Source organism: Candidatus Scalindua japonica (assembly GCF_002443295.1).
GTDB lineage: Bacteria > Planctomycetota > Brocadiia > Brocadiales > Scalinduaceae > Scalindua > Scalindua japonica.
Genome location: NZ_BAOS01000004.1, coordinates 183391 through 203920, shown reverse-complemented (window position 1 = coordinate 203920; position 20530 = coordinate 183391). Strand labels below are relative to the sequence as shown.

General features: G+C 39.6%; 7 protein-coding genes. All 7 read left to right on the top strand.

The window, feature by feature from the left end; translation table 11 throughout:
• The first annotated feature begins 328 nt into the window (after nucleotides 1-328).
• Nucleotides 329-8689, top strand: coding sequence for a type I polyketide synthase (locus SCALIN_RS03160; RefSeq protein WP_096892810.1), 8361 nt, complete (start codon nucleotides 329-331; stop codon nucleotides 8687-8689).
• A gap of 27 nt (nucleotides 8690-8716) precedes the next feature.
• Nucleotides 8717-13489 carry a type I polyketide synthase gene (locus SCALIN_RS03155; protein ID WP_096892809.1) on the top strand — a complete coding sequence of 1591 codons (4773 nt, stop codon included), beginning with the start codon at nucleotides 8717-8719 and terminating at the stop codon, nucleotides 13487-13489.
• Nucleotides 13490-13507: 18 nt separating this feature from the next.
• A complete protein-coding gene (locus tag SCALIN_RS03150; protein WP_096892808.1) occupies nucleotides 13508-13798 on the top strand; it encodes an acyl carrier protein in 291 nt (96 codons plus the stop codon).
• Between the two features lie 9 nt (nucleotides 13799-13807).
• On the top strand, nucleotides 13808-15403 hold the full coding sequence (locus SCALIN_RS03145) for an alkaline phosphatase family protein (protein WP_162532124.1): 1596 nt from the start codon (nucleotides 13808-13810) through the stop codon (nucleotides 15401-15403).
• Nucleotides 15404-15408: 5 nt separating this feature from the next.
• Nucleotides 15409-16452, top strand: coding sequence for an alpha/beta fold hydrolase (locus SCALIN_RS03140; RefSeq protein ID WP_096892806.1), 1044 nt, complete (start codon nucleotides 15409-15411; stop codon nucleotides 16450-16452).
• A gap of 24 nt (nucleotides 16453-16476) precedes the next feature.
• Nucleotides 16477-17931 (top strand): hypothetical protein, encoded by a 1455-nt coding sequence (locus SCALIN_RS03135; protein ID WP_096892805.1) that lies wholly within the window; start codon nucleotides 16477-16479, stop codon nucleotides 17929-17931.
• Nucleotides 17932-18034: 103 nt separating this feature from the next.
• On the top strand, nucleotides 18035-20443 hold the full coding sequence (locus SCALIN_RS03130) for an HlyD family secretion protein (RefSeq protein WP_096892804.1): 2409 nt from the start codon (nucleotides 18035-18037) through the stop codon (nucleotides 20441-20443).
• Nucleotides 20444-20530 lie beyond the last annotated feature (87 nt).

Sequence of the window (20530 nt, the reverse complement as noted above, 5' to 3'; positions counted from 1 at the left end):
TTTCATGAAACAGAGTTTCTACACCGCAAAAAGTGCGAAATGAGAAGATGATAAAACCTGGGGTAGAAACCTACAGAAGAATAGATCAGAAAAATTTTGCGTCCTTTAACGGTGCTAACCAATCCTCATATTTACCATTAAATAAGCAAGTTTTATTAAAGCCCAGCAGATATTAACCGATAATATAGTTATTTAACTTGTTGATAAATTAATTTCATTAACACAGACTAAATAACATCAACACGTATTGCCTGCAAATCAATGTAAATCTGACTGCCTTATTTGTTAATATTTACGTAAAATCCGTCAATTTGGGTATTATACTATTATGTTGACCTATAACAATGTATTTCCATTAAAAGATAATAAGGTTTTGGGGCTGGCGAATCCATTCCATTTTATTGCGCTTACACCGTCTGGATTGCCTGATCCATCTATCGCAATTGCGGCAAGTAGATCCGGTGGGATAGGGGTATTGGATCTGGAATATATTAATGATTTTAATATTGCCATTAGTAATATTAAAAAAATGGTCCGTTATTCGAAGAATACTTGCGGTGTTAAACTTAACGGACAAGACGAATCTTTTGTATCTCGGTTAATTTCCGAACTTCCAGAAACCATAGGTTTCGTAATCCTAACTCTTTGTAAACCTGAACAACTTAAGATTTTTGTTAATAAATTCCATCTCCGCAACTGCCTGGTAATTCTTGAAATCACTTCTCTTGAACAAGCAGAAATTGGTAAACAATGTGATATTGATGGCTTTCTTGCAAAAGGTAATGAATCAGGCGGAATTGTAGGCGAAAAGACATCTTTTATTCTCCTACAGCAAATATGTTCTCAAATATCGCTACCGGTATGGATACAAGGTGGTGTTGGCTTGTGTACTGCTGCTGCCTGTTATACTGCTGGTGCGGCTGGTGTGGTTTTAGATTCACAACTCCTGCTGACTTTAGAATCCACTTTACCAGATGACATTAAAAAAAGTATTGGCAGGATGGACGGCACTGAGACTATATGTATAAACGGTAATACAATGTGTTACCGAATTTATAACCGTAGAAAAGGTCAATATGATGTCAAACAGGAACTTGATCATTTAGAGATGGCGTTAGAGGAAGACCTTGATAAAGAATATAATGTGCGCTTCCGATGGCATCAACAAATTCAAGAGTATATATCCTGGGATAAAAAAGCATCGGCCATTTGGCTGCTTGGTCAGGATGCTACTTTTGCTGCACCTCTCGCTAAACGTTTCAAAACCGTTGGTTCTATTTTTTCTGCTCTAAGAAAAGCTATTTACGATCACATTAAAACAGCCAAAACATTAAACATTTTTAGTACAGATTCATCACTCGCAAAATCGCATGGTACGATTTACCCGATTGTACAGGGTCCCATGGCACATGTAAGCGATAATGCGGCGTTTATATTTAGTGTTGCTGAAGCCGGAGCTCTTCCTTTTGCCGCTCTTTCTAAGCTGAAAGGGGACCAAGTCCATGTCCTTCTTAAGGAAGTATCAGGATTGCTTGAAAGTAAACCATGGGGTGTTGCTATATTGGGATTCAATAAAACTGAATTGCTGGAGTCACAGATGAAGGCCGTTTATGATTATTTACCTGATTATGCAATTGTAGCTGGTGGTAAGCCAAGCCAAATTCGGGTCTTGGAGGCCAAAGGCATAAAGACTTATGTTCATGTGCAAACCCCCGCGATCATGGATATGTTCATTGCACAGGGTGTAAACAGGTTTATTTTTGAGGGAAGGGAATGCGGAGGGCATATAGGTCCGAGATCAAGTTTTGTACTTTGGGAAGATATGGTTGGTAAATTACTCAAAACTTTGAAGAATCCTAAGGAAGATGTGACAAAGTACCATATATTATTCGCCGGAGGTATTCACGATGCAAAGTCTACTGCCATTGTGGCTTCAATTACTGCTCCACTTGTTAAGCTGGGAGTTAATGTCGGTGTTGTTTTAGGCACTGCATATTTTTTTACAAATGAGATACTTGAAACCGGTGCAGTTGTTAAGGGATTTCAGAGCAGTGCATTACGTTGCACCAAAACGCACATTCTTGAGAGTGGCCCAGGCCATTCAATAAGATGTAGTGAGACACCAATGGTAGAGCTTTTTGAGCATGAGAAGATGAAGATGAAATCTGATGAAGTACCGACTGATCAGATTAATGCGGAACTGGACAGACTTCTGCTTGGAAAGCTACGTGTTGCATCAAAAGGAATAACACGTGGTTCCTCATCTGAATTACAGGGTGAAAAGTTTGACTTGATCGACGTAGACGAAAAAAAACAGTTTCAAGAGGGTGTTTACATGATAGGCCAGCTTGCAGCATTACGTGATAAAACAGTAAGTATTGCCGATCTTCATAATGATGTATCAGCCGAATCTTCGAATATTTATTCGTCTCTCTTAACTGACGTAAACTCTGAAACTGCGCGTCCTGATAAACAAATATCTACTGATATAGCGATTGTAGGTATGGCTTGTCTTTTGCCGAAAGCAGGTGATATACGAACTTACTGGGAAAATATTATAAATAAAAGAAACGCAATAACTGAAATACCTTCTCATCGATGGGATTGGCGTTTGTACTTCAATGAGAATAGAAAAGCAAAAGATAAAATTTATTCTAAGTGGGGTGGGTTTTTAGATGATCTAAATTTTGATCCTACTCAGTATGGAATGCCCCCAAAGTCAATTGAATCCGTAGATCCGATGCAATTAATGGCTTTGGAAGTGGCCCATAGAACGTTGATTGATGCTGGTTACGAAGAGAGGGAATTTGATCGAGAATCGGTATCAGTCATTATTGGCGCCAGTGGTGGTGCTGGCGATGTTGGTATGCAGTACGGGCTTCGTGCCGAGTTACCGAGATTTCACGGTGACTTGCCCGATAGGATTGCCAAGCGTTTGCCAGAGTGGAGCGAGGATACTTTTGCCGGGATATTGCTAAATGTTGTGCCAGGGCGTATTGCCAACAGACTTAATCTGGGTGGCGTTAATTATACTACAGATGCAGCATGTGCATCTTCATTAGCTGCAGTATACCAAGGGGTTGGTGAACTGGTAGCCGGGCATAGTAATATGGTAATCGTTGGTGGTGTTGATACTGTCCAGGGTCCTTTTGGATATTTGTGTTTCAGTCAGACTCAGGCATTGTCACCACGTGGTTCCTGTACCACATTTGATGCGACAGCCGATGGAATCGTGATTTCTGAGGGTATTGCGATGATTGCCTTAAAAAGAGTTGAAGATGCCGAACGTGATGGTGATAGAATCTATGCGGTAATTAAGGGGATCGCTGGTAGTAGCGATGGGAAAGCAAAGGGGTTAACTGCTCCGCATCCTGATGGTCAATTGCGTGCCATGAAACGTGCATATGAAAACGCAGGTGTTAGCCCTGATACGGTAGGCATGTTTGAATTCCATGGTACCGGAACTGTCGCTGGAGATACTGCCGAGTTGGAAAGTACAACAACCTTGCTTAGAGAATCAGGTTGTGTGTCTCATCAGGCCGCTATTGGTTCCGTAAAGACATTAATTGGACATACCAAAGCAACGGCGGGAATTGCTGGATTAATCAAAACAGCTTTAGCGTTGCACCATCGTGTCTTACCGCCGCATTATGGTGTAACTCAACCTAATGAAGTGTTACAGCGGAAGGATAGCCCATTTTATTTTATGGATCAAGCAACACCCTGGTTAACGTCCAGAGATCTACCACGTCGTGGTGCATGTAGCGCGTTTGGTTTTGGTGGTACGAATTTTCATGTTGTATTGGAAGAGAGTACGTCTGAGTATAGACAACGCTTAAATGCAGTGGGAAGTCAACATTGGCTGTCCGAGCTCTTTGTATGGAGTGGAGACAATTGTGAAAATTTGACAAAGCAACTTATAAATTTGCAGAAAGAGCTGGGGAAAGCAGTAAATGATGTAGAATTAAGAGATATAGCTTACTGTTTAGCAAAGAAATGGCAAGTGGGGGAAACCTGCTTAGCAATTATCTCAGAGAATTTAGCTGATTTGACAAAAAAAATCGGAACAGTTTTACGCTATTTTAAGGGTGAAATAACGGCATTACCTTCAGGTGTGTATCATGGTGATAGTATAAAGTATGATGCAAAGGTAGCGGTATTGTTTTCTGGCCAAGGGTCACAATACACTGGTATGATGAGAGAGCTTGCACTGCGCTTTTCTGTAGTTGCAGACGTATTATCCGAAGCCGATGAATTATTAAGAGAGCAGTTTTCTTCCAGATTTGGTAATAACGTGAGATTGAGCCACTTCATATTTCCTCGAGGCACTTATACTGAAGAAGCTAGAGATGAGGCGACAAAGGCATTGACTCAAACAGATGTTGCCCAGCCCGCGTTGGGTGCTGTTGGTATAGGTCTTTGGAAACTTATGCGCTCTTTCGGTCTAAAGCCCGATATGTTGGGAGGGCATAGTTACGGGGAATTTATAGCATTTTTTGCGGGAGGTTTTATTGATGCCGATGACCTGATATCGCTTTCTGAAGCGCGTGGACGTTTTATTGTTGATGCCGTAAAGGAGGCGGGTATGGAGTTAGGTACGATGGCAGTAGTTCATACATCCAGGGAGAATGTTGAAAAGGCTATCTTGGGTATAGATGACGTGATTGTTGCAAATCATAATGCTCCGAAACAAATAATTATTTCAGGTTTAAAATCAGCTGTAAAAGAGGCTATGGCAAAATTGGTAGAGTCAGGTGTTGCCACAAGTGAAATTGCCGTATCAGCAGCATTTCATTCATCATTTGTTAAACCTGCTCAGACGCCTTTAGCGAATATGATAAATAAGATAGATTGGCGTATTGGTGAACTTCCGGTTTATTCGAATACAACAGGTAAGAAACATATTGATGACATTTCTCAGATTAAACAGACAATGGCGGAACACCTTGTGCGTCCTGTTGAGTTTGTATCTCAGATTGAAGCCATGTATAGTGATGGTGCAAGGGTATTCCTGGAACTTGGTCCTAAAGCGGTATTGACCAAGCTTGTTGGAAAAATTCTTGGTAACAAGCCACATAAGACTGTCGCTATTGATAGTGTTAACGGAGGAATTAATGGAATGTTAAACACATTTGGTCAATTGCTCTGTGCAGGTGTGCAGTTGGATATAGTTAAATTGTTTGAAGGACGTGATTGTGTTTATGGTGATATTGTTGACTTAACACAGTTGAGGCGTGGAAAGTTAATTACAAAACATACTTGGTTACTAAATGGAAGTGGTGCCAGGCCGGCTACAGAAGCGGTGAAGCAAATCGGTGTACTGAAGGAGGAGCTAAGCGGCAGTTTAACAACTCTGCCTGCTACTAAAGATAAACAACCATGTAAAGTTAATAATAATGAGCCAAGTGGTAAAATGGATTTAAAACTAAAACAGTACAGAAAGGAGGAAATCCGGATGAACAGTAGAAAGCAAATACCCATAACTGATAATCCCGATATTATGTCGGAATATTTTGATATGATGCGACATTTCCTGGAAACACAGGAACGCATCATGTCTATGTATATGGGCAGCTCTTCAAATGGGCAGCGTTTAGAGCAGCGACAGAAGAGACAAAAACAGTTTCGTAAAGTTTTTGATGACGCTGCGCCAGATTCAAATCAATTGTCAAAACAGGAGGCTATTCCACCAATTCAGCCTGATGTAGAGACAGATGTGTCTAAGGAGGTTTCAGGTCCTGTAGACTTTGCGAGATCATCAAAAGTACAGAAGAAGGCGCCAATAAACACATCAGTACAAAAAGAAAGGACTTCTGTCGATAATGGGCCCATAACAACGCCTGACGAAACAATTGATCGTGGGAAAATGACTAATATTTTACTTAGTATTGTTGAAGAAAAAACCGGGTATCCACCTGATATGGTTCAATTGGATCAGAATCTGGAAGCCGATCTCGGAATTGATTCCATAAAACGTGTTGAGATTGTCAGCTCTTTATTGAAAGCATTACCGCCTGCTTTCGGCCAGAAATTGGGTGAAGATGGAGGAGGCTTGAATACCCAGCCAACCTTTAATGGTATTTTGGATATATTGGATAAACTCAGGGATAATGGACAGGTAAAAGTCCCTTTTGAACGAGCCGGAATGGGATTAAAGGCTGATAGCGCCAGTCACTCATTCCGGCATATCTTAGAACCTGAATATGAATTTATTGGAAAGAATGCCCTTAAGCGCTTAAACAAAGGGCACTTCATTATTACAGAAGATACGTTAGGTGTAGCGTTAGCTCTATCTAAATTACTTCGTGCTCGAAATTGTTCAGTCAGCATAGTTGAACGTGAGATATTGGCTGACGAAAATTTGTTGAATGAATATTGTATTTCTCTGGAAAATGACAGTGATCAGATTACTGGTTTAGTTCACCTTGCTCAATTAGACTTAGATTGGTTTCAAACAGACACCAGGGTAAAAGACTGGAAAAGGCAGTTGCAATTAAATGAAAAATCACTTTTTGTTTTGCTACATAAACTCAATGGTAAGCTAGCTCATGATGCTCATGTTTTGTCTGCAAGTGCATTGGGTGGGTATTTTAACCGTAATAGCAATAATATTTGCGGCCTATCACTGCAGGGAGGTGCTGTAGGCTTGCTTAAGTCTTTGGTTGAGGAACAACCAGAATTAAGGGTTAAGGCCGTTGATATTGATCCAGTACAACAGGCAGGTTCGATAGCTATATCTTTACTAAGTGAGATAGAGATTGTAGGGGAGCGAATCGAGGTTGGTTATCCTGATGGCAAAAGAACAATTTTCAGGACTGTACCTGAGTCGCTTGAGGAAAAAGAAGAGCTATTCAATAAAGCAACTCGTGATCTAGTGATTTTAGCTACTGGAGGGTTAAGAGGCGTAACTGCTGAATTACTTCGAGAATTGGCTATACATGGTAATACGCTATTATTGACAGGTCGCAGTTCGCTTCCACCAGATGAGCCGGAAGCTTTACGAACATTAACAACCTCTTTATCCTTACGTCAATATTTTATTTCAGAAGTGCGTAATGGCCGATTACTGTTGACTCCAGGAGAGATTCAACACAAAGTACACTCTATCATGGCAGGTAGAGAAATGCGTAACAATTTAATGGATTTTCAACAACGTGGAGCATCAGTAGAATATTTCGTGGTTGATGTAACGGATGAAGACGCAATGCAAAATTTACTGGAAATTATTTACCAGAAATACAATAGTATAAGTGGTGTAGTTCATGGTGCTGGAGTAATAGAGGATAAGTTGCTAGTGGACAAAACTAGCGAAAGCTGGTCACGTGTGGTCGAAACAAAAGTAATAGGTCTCTTGTTACTGCAAAAGTTTATTAAACCTGAGTTGCTTAGGTTCTTTACGGTTTTAAGCTCAGTAGCAGGTCGTTATGGTAATAGTGGCCAGACCGATTATGCAACAGCTAACGAACTTATGAGCAGGCTTTGTTGTCAACTAGAAACTAACTGGAAGAGTTATAAGGTTAATGTAAAGTCGCTATGCTGGGGGCCATGGGGCACAACAAAATTTGGTGCTGGAATGGTAACTAAAGAGACTGAATCTAAATTTGCGGCAAAAGGCATCTCGTTGGTGAGTGCTGAAGCTGGTCGTCAACTTTTTAAGAATGAGCTGGCTCAGAATGTTAAAGTTGATGTCGAAATTATTTGTGGAGAAGGACATTGGGAGGAGCACGAGGCAACAATTAGTCAGGGTGAGAGTAAATCAAACAAGGTTGCAAGTAATAATATTCTGGGACCATTTCTAAGTAAGTCAACGATGACTACAGATGCAAATGGTGATAATATTATTACTTTCAGCATAGGAAGTGACCACGCCTATTTAAAAGATCATTGCATTGATGGTGTTCCGGTGATGCCTGCTGCTGTAGCAATAGAAATTATGTCAGAATCAGCATGCAAGTTATGGCCCGGTTGTATTGTTGTTGAAGCCAGAGATTGTCAACTTCTAAAAGGTATCGAATTGAAAGATTTAAATCAGGAATTGCGTTTGGTCATTAATCAACCAAAACATGGCAGCACTGATAGTTTTAAGGTTAATGTGTCTATTCAATCTGAACAAGATAATGGCAGATATAGAATTAATTATCGATCGGTTTTGTGCCTTGAGCATAACCTGTCCAATGGTTTTAAATGCAAACCACAACCGTATGCTAAAACTAAATTAAACGTTAACAATGTATATAATGAGTGGTTGTTCCATGGACCTGTATTTCAAGTAATTAAAAGGATAGATGGGTTGTCTGGTGAAGGAGCTAATGCATTAGTGAACACAACATTGCCTGCTCAATTGTTGGTGAATGTTGAACCCCTCCATAATCAGTGGATATTTGATCCGGCAGTTTTGGATGCTTCAGCACAGATGGCCATAATATGGTCACGCGTCTTTCGCAATGAAACAGCACTGCCTTCAAAGTTTGGCCGTGTTATTCGGTACTCTGAAACCTTGCCTGAACAGCTTTTTATGAAATTTGAACTAATAGATTCTGTAGACTCTCATATAGTTCGCGCAAACATTTGTTTCTCAGATTTGGACGGTAATGTCAGGGTGATGATTGAGGACATGGAATGTGTGTCAAGTGCCGGGTTAAACCGTCTTGGTGGCACTGCTAAGGTTGCGGCAAGAGATACGGTATAGATATTATCAAATGATTTATTACTACTCATGATAAAAGAAAGAAAAATAAACGAAGAACCAATTGCAATTGTTGGGATGGCGTGTACATTTCCACAGGCTCCTGATTTAGAAACTTTTTGGTGCAATATTTTAGCTGGCGTTGACGTAATAAGTGAACCGTTACCTGATTGGGAGGCTGAACGTTACCTGGGTTCAGGCCGGATTAATACTTCTTACGGTGGATTTTTGAAAGATTTATATCGCTTTGATCCAAAAGAATTTGGCATCATGCCAAATTCTGTAGATGGCGGTGAGCCGGATCAGTTTCTGGCTTTACGTATTGCGCGAGATGCTCTTCAGGATGCAGGTTGTTTAGGCTGTGATTTTGATCATCGTGATACAGGTATTATCATTGGCCATAGTACCTACCTTCATAGAGGGCAGGGAAACCTTATACAGCATAATATTGTATTAGACCAGACGGTAGAGTTGATAAAGGCAGTTTGTCCATCTGTTGACTACTATAAGTTATCAGAAATTCGTAAACTTATGGAGAAAAAACTTCCACAGTTTAATGCCGATATCGTTCCAGGTCTAGTGCCGAATGTAATGACAGGTAGAATTGCAAATCGACTGAATTTAAAAGGTCCAAACTACTTGATTGATGCTGCGTGTTCTTCTTCATTACTTGCGGTGAGTGCAGCAGTTGATGAATTGCGCAATGGACGCAGCCGTATGATGTTGGCAGGTGGGGTTAATGCCTCATTGCCTGCAGAGGTTGCTGTTATCTTTACGCAACTTGGTGCAATGAGCAAACGGGGGAAATTGCGACCATTTGAAGAAGGTAGCGATGGAACATTGCTGGGTGAAGGGCTAGGCATTATCGCATTGAAAAGAGTGTCTGATGCGATTGCCGATAATAATCGTATATACTCAGTCATACGAAATATAGGGCAAGCTAGCGATGGCCAGGGTTTTGGTTTGTTGACTCCGAGTGTTGATGGAGAAGCATTGAGTATAGAAAGAGCATATAGTGCTAGTGAAATTGCCCCAGAAACAATAGAGTTGATAGAAGCTCATGGAACAGGTATCCCACTAGGAGACAAAACTGAGATCTCTGCTCTTAAAAAAATATTTGGAGAACGAAAGGGAGTACAGGGTAGCATTGCGATAGGATCAATAAAATCAATGATTGGCCACTGCATTCCAGCTGCTGGAATTGCGGGATTGATTAAAAGTGCTTTAGCACTGCATCATAAAATTTTACCTCCGACTCTTTGTGACTCGGTTAATCCAGTGTTAAGTATTGAAAACACCCCTTTTTATGTTAATACAGCGACAAAACCATGGATATCTCGTATAGGGGGTGTTCGCCGTTCAGGTATAAATTCCTTTGGCTTTGGTGGCATTAATGCGCATGCGATTCTTGAAGAAGCGCCGGAAAAAGCGATGAAGCCGCTGAAACTCTCAGCATGGCCAGCTGAATTATGTATTTTTTCTGCTGAAAATGTCGATGAACTAATTGCCAAATTGAAAAAGGTAGCGTCTTTCTTAAAAAGGAATTCAGGTTGTAAGATAAGCGATATAGCTGCTACATTGGTGGACAATGAAATAAAGTGTCAGCATCGTCTTGCGCTGGTAGTTAAAAATGCAGATGACTTTGTAAAGAAAATAAACCAAGCATTGAAGCGTCTTCAGAACAATACAAGAGTAAGTTGGTCAACACGAAATGGTATTAACTACAGCAGTAAGCTTCTAAATGGTAAATTAGCATTCATGTTTCCTGGTGAGGGATCCCAATATCTTGGTATGTTCACTGACCTTGCGTTGCATTTTGAAGAGGTTAGAGAGTGGTTTGGTTTTTGGAGAGGGTTATATAATGACGTACCAGGTGAAACTCGAACTGACATAGTATTTCCACCACAAAGTGAATTAACTGAACTACACCGTAAAAATTTGGAAAAAAAACTATATGATATGGATGTTGGTTCAGAAGCGGTTTTTGTTGCTGGTCAGGCAATGTATACCCTGCTAAAATCATTTGGAGTGCAACCAGATGTTATGGTTGGTCACAGTACAGGTGAGTCATCAGCTTTAGTGTCTTCGGGAGCAATGGATTCTAAAGATTTAGTACAGTTGGCCGGATTTATCAGGGAGCTTAATGCAATCTATAAAAATGTACTGGCTGAGGGGAAAATTCCTACCGGTGCATTGTTGGCTGTAGGTGCACTGCCTCAATCAACCGTTGAAAAACACATTGCTGCCGTTAATAATGAAGTAATGATTGCTATGGACAACTGTATGAATCAACTTGTGCTTTACGGAAGTAAAGAATCCATTAAAGCTCTGCAAAAAAAATTATGTGTTGCGGGTGGCATATGTGTAGCCTTACCATTTGACCGTGGCTACCATACCTCCAAATTTTCTGATATAAGTAAGGCCTTCTTTGATTATTATGAAAGGATTGGTTTAGAACCTCCAGCAATACCATTATATTCCTGCTCTACAGCAGATCTATTCCCAGAAGATCAACAAGGTGTTAGAAAGCTGGCGGCTGGTCAGTGGTCAAAAAAAGTCCGTTTTAGAGAAACGGTGACTAAAATGTACAGTGATGGTGTTCGTTATTTTATAGAAGTTGGGCCATCTGGAAATCTCAGCTCATTTGTAAATGATATTCTTGCCAAGGGAGAATATATTTCGGTAGCAACAAATCAGCGACAGAAAAATGATCTTGAGCAATTTCTGATTTTATTATCTCTTCTTTATGTTAATGGAAAAGAATTAAACCTGGAGAAATTATTTAATTCACGTCTATGTAACGTTGTAGAACTGGAAGGAAGTGTGCAAAGTAAACAACCAGGTATTCTTTTGAAGAACACAATGCCTGTGATGCATATAAGCAATACTGATCGTGCTGCTTTGCAGGAAATACTGAAACACAAGGAATCAACGAATAATGAATCCAAAAAAACAAATGGATCATTGGGGAATTATACACAGATTCCGAAAATTGATTCTCTTGATAGCCCAAAAGGTGTTGATCAAGTGATGTCAAGCTATTTTGATCTTATGCACGATTTTCTGGATAAACAGCAGACGGTCGCTGAACTCTGTGGAAGTTATGAAGGATCTGTAACAGAAGATGTGAATTCTATAAGTGAGTATACACCTTTTTTAACTTCGATAATAGATATTGATGAACACTGTTTGCAGGCAGAGTGTTACCTTAGTATTTACGAGGACAACTTCCTGAGAGATCATATTATGTCCGGTACTGTTTCAAAATATGATGAAGAACGATACGGGCTATCCTGTGTGCCTTTGATGGTAAGTTTAGAGATTATGGCAGAAGCTTCTGCCCTTTTGGTTGATAGCACTGCCGTTAAAGCTATTGAGGATGTCAAGGCTTTTGATTGGATTGCTTTGGATGATGGAGAACTGACATTAAATGTAAGAGCAGAAGTTATTGATTCCGGGAGTAATAAAATTCAAGCTAGCATAATCAATGCTGGTACTGTTGCTGTTTCAGCAATTTTTTATTTTGACACAGATTGGTGTTTAGGCGGTGTACCTTTGACTACTGAATGGAGAGATTCTCATTGGGAAGGACATGAATTATATACTATCGGAATGTTTCATGGACCTACTTTTCAAAGTATTCGTCGTGTCGATTGGTGGAATGACAATGGTATTGAAGCAAGTCTTTCAGAAGTTAGTCTTGATGGTTTCTTTAAAAAAAATGAAACACCTGGTATGGTTTTAAATCCTGTGTTACTGGATGCACTCGGGCAATTGGCCGCATACTGGATTGCTCATCAAGTTGGAACTGATTTTAACAGTTTTCCTTCAACGATAGAACGCATTGAACTATATGTACAATGTCCGCAAAATATAAACGATTTGAAATTGCGAGCACACCAACAGCCACTTAATCCTATAGCCAATAATATGGAAGAACCACGAGTGTGGCAATTTGAATGCATTGATAAACAGGGGCAGCCATTGCTTAGAGTGAAGAATCTTGTAAACATATACTTTCCAGTTCCAAACAGGTTTTATGAGTTTCGGCGTGATCCTTTAAATGGCTGGCTTGGGCATCTTAGCAAAGTCACAGAATATTCAGATATTATTTTGTGGCAGATTCCTCATTTCTCGGAAAAATTCTGCTTACAATCTGGGGGTATATTCTTGCGTATATTGGCTCATGCACTATTGAGTTCAGATGAGCTTAATGAATGGAGGCAGCTTACGAAGAATATACGGCATCGACGTGAGTGGTTACTTGGACGTGCTTGCATTAAGGAGGCTGTCAGATTTTGGTTTTTTCAGCAAACAGGACAATTGCTATACCCGTCTGACATTATTGTTTTACACGACGAGAAAGGAGCACCTCATGTTGATGGCGAGTGGTGCGATGATTTAGTGCAGCTTCCTGAAGTTTCTCTTAGCCACGATAGGCGATTATCCCTGGCGGCAGTATCTCAGTTACAGAATTCTGTTGGTATCGATATTGAACATATAGGAAGAATTCAACATCCTGAGCTCATAGAGGGCTCTTTGTCAGAAAAAGAGAGGAAATTATTGCGTAGCGTTGATCGAAATACTTTAGAGGAAAAAATGTTACGTATGTGGTGTGCTAAAGAGGCAGCCTCAAAGTATTTAGGATTAGGGCTTCAAGGAATGCCAGAAAAATTTGAGGTTTTATTTTTTCATGATGATTGGAACCTGGCCCATGTAAGATATAATGGAACGGTAGTTGAGGTTAATGTCAGTTGTGATAATGATTCGGTAGTTGCACTTGCTACGAGGCAAATAAAGTGATTAACGAGGAGGAACTTTATGTATAATTTGACTAACGAGTGTATCGGAAAAACACTGATGAAGATTGTTGAGGATTTAATTCAGGATTGGGGCTTAGAACTTGATGAAGGCATAACTAATGATACGTTCTTAGTTAAAGATTTAGATTTTGCATCTGTCGATATCATACAACTATGTGTTGCGTTGGAACAAAACTATGATCGAAAGTTAGGATTTCAGGATCTTCTGATGAATGATGGTAACTATGTTTCTGATTTGACTATAGCACAAATAACAGATTTTTTGGTTAACACTATGGGGGGGGGGTAAACAATAAGCATGCGTACATTATTTATTGGAATGGATGGTGCGACTTTTAGAATATTGGATGAGTTGGTAAAATGTACAGGTGATAAACAGGCAGTAATGCCTTTTTTATCCATGATATATAAAAAAGGTGTGCGGAGTAAACTGCTTTCAACACCAAACCCATTAACACCTCCTGCATGGGTATCTTTGATGACAGGAAAAAACCCTGGAAATCACGGTGTTTTTGATTTTATTCGTGCGGAAGAGCGTGGTGATGATGTCTTCTTCACACTATATGATTCTAGAGATAATAAAGCAGAAACAATATGGTCAATTGCCAGCCGTCAAGGTAAGCGTGTTGCAGCGCTTAACTTTCCTTTTACTGCACCACCTCCTAAGGATTATAGTGGTTTTATGGTTCCTGGATTTATTCCATGGCGTCACCTGCGTCGCAATACTGTGCCAACAGATTTTTATGATCGTCTTAAATCATTGCAGGGATTTAACCCTAAAGAATTAGCCTGGGATTTCGATCAGGAAAAGAACGCTGTCAATGTTTTATCAGATACAGAACGTGAGGATTGGGTGCGTTATCACCTTCCTCGTGAGAAACAATGGTTCAGGATTGCAGAACACCTGCTTTCTGAAGAGCCCCTGGATTTGCTGGCCGTGATGTTTGATGGTGTTGATAAATTACAACATCAAGCGTGGATGTTCTTAGATCCTGGTTTACAATCAGGTATAATTAGCGAATATCACCAACGCATGCGCAAATTATGCATGGAGTATTTCATGCTGCTTGACGGCTTTATTGAAGCGTTAGTTAATGCTGCCGGGCCTGATGTGCAGGTTTTCATGGCATCTGACCATGGGTTTACTACCACACACGAGGTTGTACGTATTAATTCCTATTTGCATGAAAAGGGTTATTTAGATTGGAAGGTAATGCCAGATACCAAAGAAACCGTTCGACGAGAAGAGAGCATGTTCGCTAACTTAGATTGGAAAAATACAACTGCTTATTGTCGTACTACTTCGAGCAACGGTATTAATATTCGAGTTGCTAGAAATCCGGGTGATTCAGGAATCAAACCGAAAGATTATGAAAATTTCAGGGACCAACTGATAAACGACTTGCAAGAATTGAGAGATTTGGATACAGGGGAGCGTGTAATAAGCCATATACATAAGCGTGAGGATATTTTTCCTGGGTTACAAATGAAAGAGGCTCCCGACCTTTTGTTAGTTTTTCGAGACTTTGGCTTTGTTTCAATCAAGAATAAAAAACCTATAATTGAACAACGCGAAGAGGTTGCAGGTACTCATCATCCAGACGGAGTCTTTTTTGCTTACGGTCAGGGAATAAAGCAGGGTAAAGTTATAGAAAGGCGAAACATCACAGATGTAGGAGCAACATTATTGTATAGTCTGGGGCTGGATGTGCCTGGTGACTTTGAAGGACAGGTTCCTGAACCGATATTTACAGAACAGCATCTTTTAAAAAAACCAGTGGTTATAGGTGCTGCCACAAACTTCAGTACTAATGAGGATGAGTCGGAGAGCATGTCTGAAGATGAAAATGAACAGCTTATGACTCAGCTTCGAATGCTGGGATACATGGAATAACTATTATGCCTTCAGTTAAAGTTAATGGTGTTAAAATCAATTTTATCCAGTTGGAATGTGAGTCTGGGAAGTATTGTGAAGATCTTGTTATGGTACATGGTTTGGCCACAAATCTGGCTTTTTGGTACTTACGACACGCACCGGCGTTTTCGAAGCGCTATAAAGTTACTTTGTATGACCTAAGGGGACATGGACGCTCAAGTATGACTAATAGTGGATATACTGCAAAGAATATGGCTGTAGATCTTCGTCAACTCCTTGAACATCTTGGGATTGAACGTGCACATTTTGTAGGTCATAGTTTTGGTGGCAATGTCGCGTTGGCCCTTGCGAGTTTAGATGCTGCTCGGTTTAACAGTTTAATGTTGATTGATACCCATATTTCTGCAGTACGTCGATTAGGTAATAAAAAAAAATGGGAGTTTGGGGAAAAAGTCCAGCAAATATTTAATAAGAATAATATAGATATTAATGTGAATGAACCATACTTTGGTTACAAACTATTAAATGCAGTAGCTACCATGCAGATACAGAATATTGAGATCTCTCCAGAGGTGGAAGAATTGTTACGACCCTTGATGTGGAAAAAAGGTATACGAACCGTTACCCAATGGTTGAAATTAATAAATACAACCGAGGCAGAGAAGGAGTTAATGAGTGATGATGGTTTGTTGTTGAATCGTTTAAGGATGCTTAGATTTCCGATACTCGCAATGTACGGTGAACACTCCCAGGCCATGTTAACCGGTGAACAACTCTTGAAATTGTGGCCACATGCTGATTTTAGAAGAATACGTGAAGCAGGGCATTTTTTTCCTATCACACGCCCTTCGGAGTTTATGGAAAACTGTAGAGAATTTTGGAAAGGCGCGTTAGTAAACAAACTTTCCCGTAGAAAGGGAGATTCAAATCAACGTTACTTTAGATCTAATCGATATTATGTCAGAGATGATAAATGGTTTTTTGACACACGGGAATCAATAAAGAAAGGACCTTTTGAGAATTTAAATGAAGCGAAAGAACATTTGTTGTCTCAGCTTTTTTGCTAAATTGTGCTTAGGAGAACGTGTTTAGTGTCTTCTGTAAATAGACTTGGTATAACCCGTGGTTTTTCGCAAAAAGACTTTTTTCAGATAGCCGATACTGGTTTTGGCGATGGGTTAAATAACTACGCTCATTCTATGACCTGGTTTAACAATCATCTCTATGTGTCTACAACGCGTGGTAATTTTCCATTGATGAAGGCACGGTTACCAATCAGTATGAATCCATGGCCTGTAGAGTGTCCGGAGGATCCTTTTGATCTCGATTTACGCGCAGAGATATGGCGTTATAGCATACGGAATGACAGTTGGGAAAGAGTATATAAAGCGCCGATTATAACTGGTAGTCATGGTAAGCCAATACCCCGGGATTTAGGGTATCGAGGTATGATAGTTTATCAAACTGGAAAAAGTGAAAAACCAGCACTTTTTGTAAGCACTTGGTCTCCTGCCAAGGGGCCTGGTCCTGTACTGTTAAGGTCTGAGGATGGTAGAAATTTTGAACAGTCCTGTGAACCCGGTTTGATTGGTTTACCAATAACAACTATACGTACCATGGTTCAATTTAAAGACTGCCTTTATACTACAGGTGCAGGTTCCCGTGGAGGACAACCAAACGTGTCTGCGCATTCTATTGTTTACGAAAGTAAAGATCCTGCTAAAGGCCAATGGGAACCGATAAATATTTTTGGCTTTGGTGAACCTGGCAATAAAACAGTTTTTGAAATGGCCAGTTTTGGCAAACATCTATATGCGGGTACTTTTAATTTAGAAGGTTATCAAATTTGGCGTACTTCCGCAGAAGGTAAAGCTCCTTACAAATGGGAAAAATTCATGGAAAAAGGAGCTTATCGTGGTCCACTGAATCAAGTTGTTCTCAGTATGTTCGTGTTTAAAGGAGCTCTATATGTCGGTAGCGCAATACAAGGAGGGGGTGTTGATAGGCAACACAACATTGGACCTGCTCCACCAGAGCTAATACGTGTTTTTCCTGATGGGAGTTGGGATTTAATAGTCGGAGATGCTCGGGATACACCTGACGGCATGAAAGAATCACTTTCAGGGTATTTGCCGGGGTTTGACAATTTTTTTTGTGGCTATTTTTGGCGGATGTGTGAGCACAACGGCTGGCTTTATCTTTCCACTTTTGACTGGAGTTGTCTACTTGGTTATGTAGATAGAGAGACATGGCCTGAACCATTTGTTCGTATAATAAATCAGGTTGGTGAGCAGTTTATTATGGATAACCAATCTGGCTTTGATTTGTATAGAAGTTTTGATGGAGAGAATTGGGTTCCAGTAACAACAAATGGAATGGGCAATCCTTATAACATTGGATTGCGTTCAATGTCTTCATCTCCTTATGGTTTATTTGTAGGTACCGCTAATCCTTTTGGGCCTAAAATTATGCCACTGAATGGGAATAAATATATACATAATCCACGAGGAGGTTGTGAAGCATATTTTGCTCCTAATCACAAATAATGAATACTTAGCAAATTATCACTATAGGAAATAGTTTTAGCATATCTAAACTAAAACGATTGTAACCTGTAGGTGTAATTTTAAAAAGATAGGAAAAGGACTATTGAATAAGAAAATTCAGAGAGTTGCGACTCCAGCTTTCTTACGTAAAAAATTATCTGCTTTCCGGGTAGAACATGGTAAAGGGCAAATCTTTCTAGTAAAAGATAAAGTATACGGACAAACGCATCAGTTTGAACCCTGGCAGTTTTTTGTTTTGGAAGTTTTGCCTGGATGTGAAGACTTCTCAAAACTCGCTTCTGTATTTAAGGACCGTTTTGGACATACTATCACACAAGAGGAATTAGAAAATCTTTTATTTCTTGTTGATGATAAAAAGCTTTTTGGCGCATCAGAAATAACACATCCTATTTTGGAAGCTTTTAATAAGAAAAAAGAAACAGAGCAATGGACATCTTCAGTTGAAGAAAATTCAGAATCTAGAAATAATACAGAACCAGAACTTACCACTAAAGTAAGTGAAGAGCCATTTTACACAACGACAGATGATGCAGATCTTGAAGCCACCGTTCGCAAAAGGGAATGGAATCTATTCAACCCTACCTGGCTTTTGAAAATATTCCAACCGTTTCTATTACCTTTTAAACATACAATTTATTTTCTTCCTCTCCTTCTGATTTTAGCTACTGTTATATATATTCGGCATGCTGTTATCGTTGAGAAAGAGTTGGTCCACCTGTTTGATGGTTTTTCAATTATTAAAAATCTCTTGTTCAGTATGTTTGTTGTTAACTTTTCAGTAACTTGGGTTAAAGCATTAGTAGCTTTTACTTTTCGTGCCACTGTGAGTGGTTTTTGTATCGTATTTTATTTAGGTTTTATACCACGGTTTAAGGCTCGAATTGACAAAGTGCGACAGCTTTCACGGCGCGAACAGATCTGGTTGCATGCTTCACCGCTGTTGATGCGTTTAGGGCTATTTAGTTTTGGCTTATTATTGTGGTTTAACATAAGATCGACTGACAGTTTACTGTCTTCTAGCGCCCTGACTGCAGCTGTTGTTGGTCTCATTTCCTTCTTAATAACAGTGAATCCGTTAGTGAAAAGTGACGGTTATTACCTGTTAACTGCTTTAGTAAATGAACCTCACTTGAGAGGAAAGTCTTATAGGGCATTGATTAATAAGGTTAGAGGCAATGTATATCAAAAAACGGATAATAATGTATTAGCAGCTTATGGGCTGGCATCAATCTTATTCATGGTATTACTGTATGCTGTTATTCTTATTATCATGAGTAGCTTTCTAAATATATACCTGGGAGGTCCCAGCATATTATTTATCGTGATTGCAGCCCCAATTCTTATATTTCGAATGATAGAAAAGTTTAGAAAAATTGGGCAGCTATATGAACGTACCGTTCAATTTGAACGTTGGCGTAGCCGTACACTACCAAAAGTAGAAGATGATATCGTCAGAAAAAAAAATCAGAATTCATTAACAACGTATTTAAAGAGGTCAATACCTGCTTGCTTTTTGATTATATTGTTTATACCATGGAAATATGAACCAGGCGGAGGTTTTGTTATCCTGCCAAATAAGAAACAGGAAATTACTGCGGAAATTAACGGAATTATTGATGAAATTTTCTTCGATGGTGGTGAGTACTTAAAGAAAGGAACGGTAATTGGACGGCTTTCCTATAGTGACTATTTGGCTAAGGTAAAAATTTACAACGCAAAAATGCAGGAGCAACAAGCAGTAATTGATGAATTAAAATCCAGACCTAAACCTGAAGAGATTCAGCTTGCAGAAAGTGCTTTAGAAGTAGAATGTTCAAGATACAAGTTTAGTAGCGCAAAAGTAAAGCGCCTTGAGGAGCTTTATGAAGAGCACACGATTTCCTTTGAAGAGCTGGATGAGGTACGGCGAGAGGCCGATGTTGATCTCAAGCGAGTAGAGGAAAAACGTGCTAATCTTGAATTGATAAAGTCTGGAGCAGCCCCTGATCAAATTGCTGCCGCGGAAGCTAAGCTACTAAGTTGGCAGGAAGAACGTGATTATAACCAGGAGATGATAGAGAAATCTATTTTTTATATGCCGTTTGATGGCAAAATTATAACTATGCATCTTAAACAAAAGATTGGCAGTTACCTTAATATGGGGGAACCGTTTGCTACTGTTGAAAATACAGATCAGGTAATTGCTGAAATTGAAATACCGGAACACAATATTGGTTATATTGAAAAATTGGCTAAAATTCGGGGACGTAGCAATGCCTACTATAATATTGACTTTACAGGACAGGTTGTTTCAATTGACACAAATGTGACAGAGAGTCAAACTGGCAATATAGTTAAGGTTTGCACACTGATAGACAACAAAGATGGCCTATTAAAATCAGGAATGTCAGGATACATGAAAATCAGTAGTGAAGCAATGCCGATTTGGAAAGTTTTGTCATTGTCCGTCATTCGGTTTTTCAAAATAGAGGTATGGTCGTGGCATCCTTAAAGGAATTTTAAAAAAAATACATAATTTTTGCGCTTTTGCAACAGGCCTTATAGCTATAGTATAAAAAATCTTGTTTCATTAATAATT

What these genes read in the sequence shown, in the direction of transcription:
- SCALIN_RS03160 (WP_096892810.1), top strand. Translation starts at nt 329, where the DNA reads ATGTTGACCTATAACAATGTATTTCCATTAAAAGATAATAAGGTTTTG.
- SCALIN_RS03155 (WP_096892809.1), top strand. Translation starts at nt 8,717, where the DNA reads ATGATAAAAGAAAGAAAAATAAACGAAGAACCAATTGCAATTGTTGGG.
- SCALIN_RS03150 (WP_096892808.1), top strand. Translation starts at nt 13,508, where the DNA reads ATGTATAATTTGACTAACGAGTGTATCGGAAAAACACTGATGAAGATT.
- SCALIN_RS03145 (WP_162532124.1), top strand. Translation starts at nt 13,808, where the DNA reads ATGCGTACATTATTTATTGGAATGGATGGTGCGACTTTTAGAATATTG.
- SCALIN_RS03140 (WP_096892806.1), top strand. Translation starts at nt 15,409, where the DNA reads ATGCCTTCAGTTAAAGTTAATGGTGTTAAAATCAATTTTATCCAGTTG.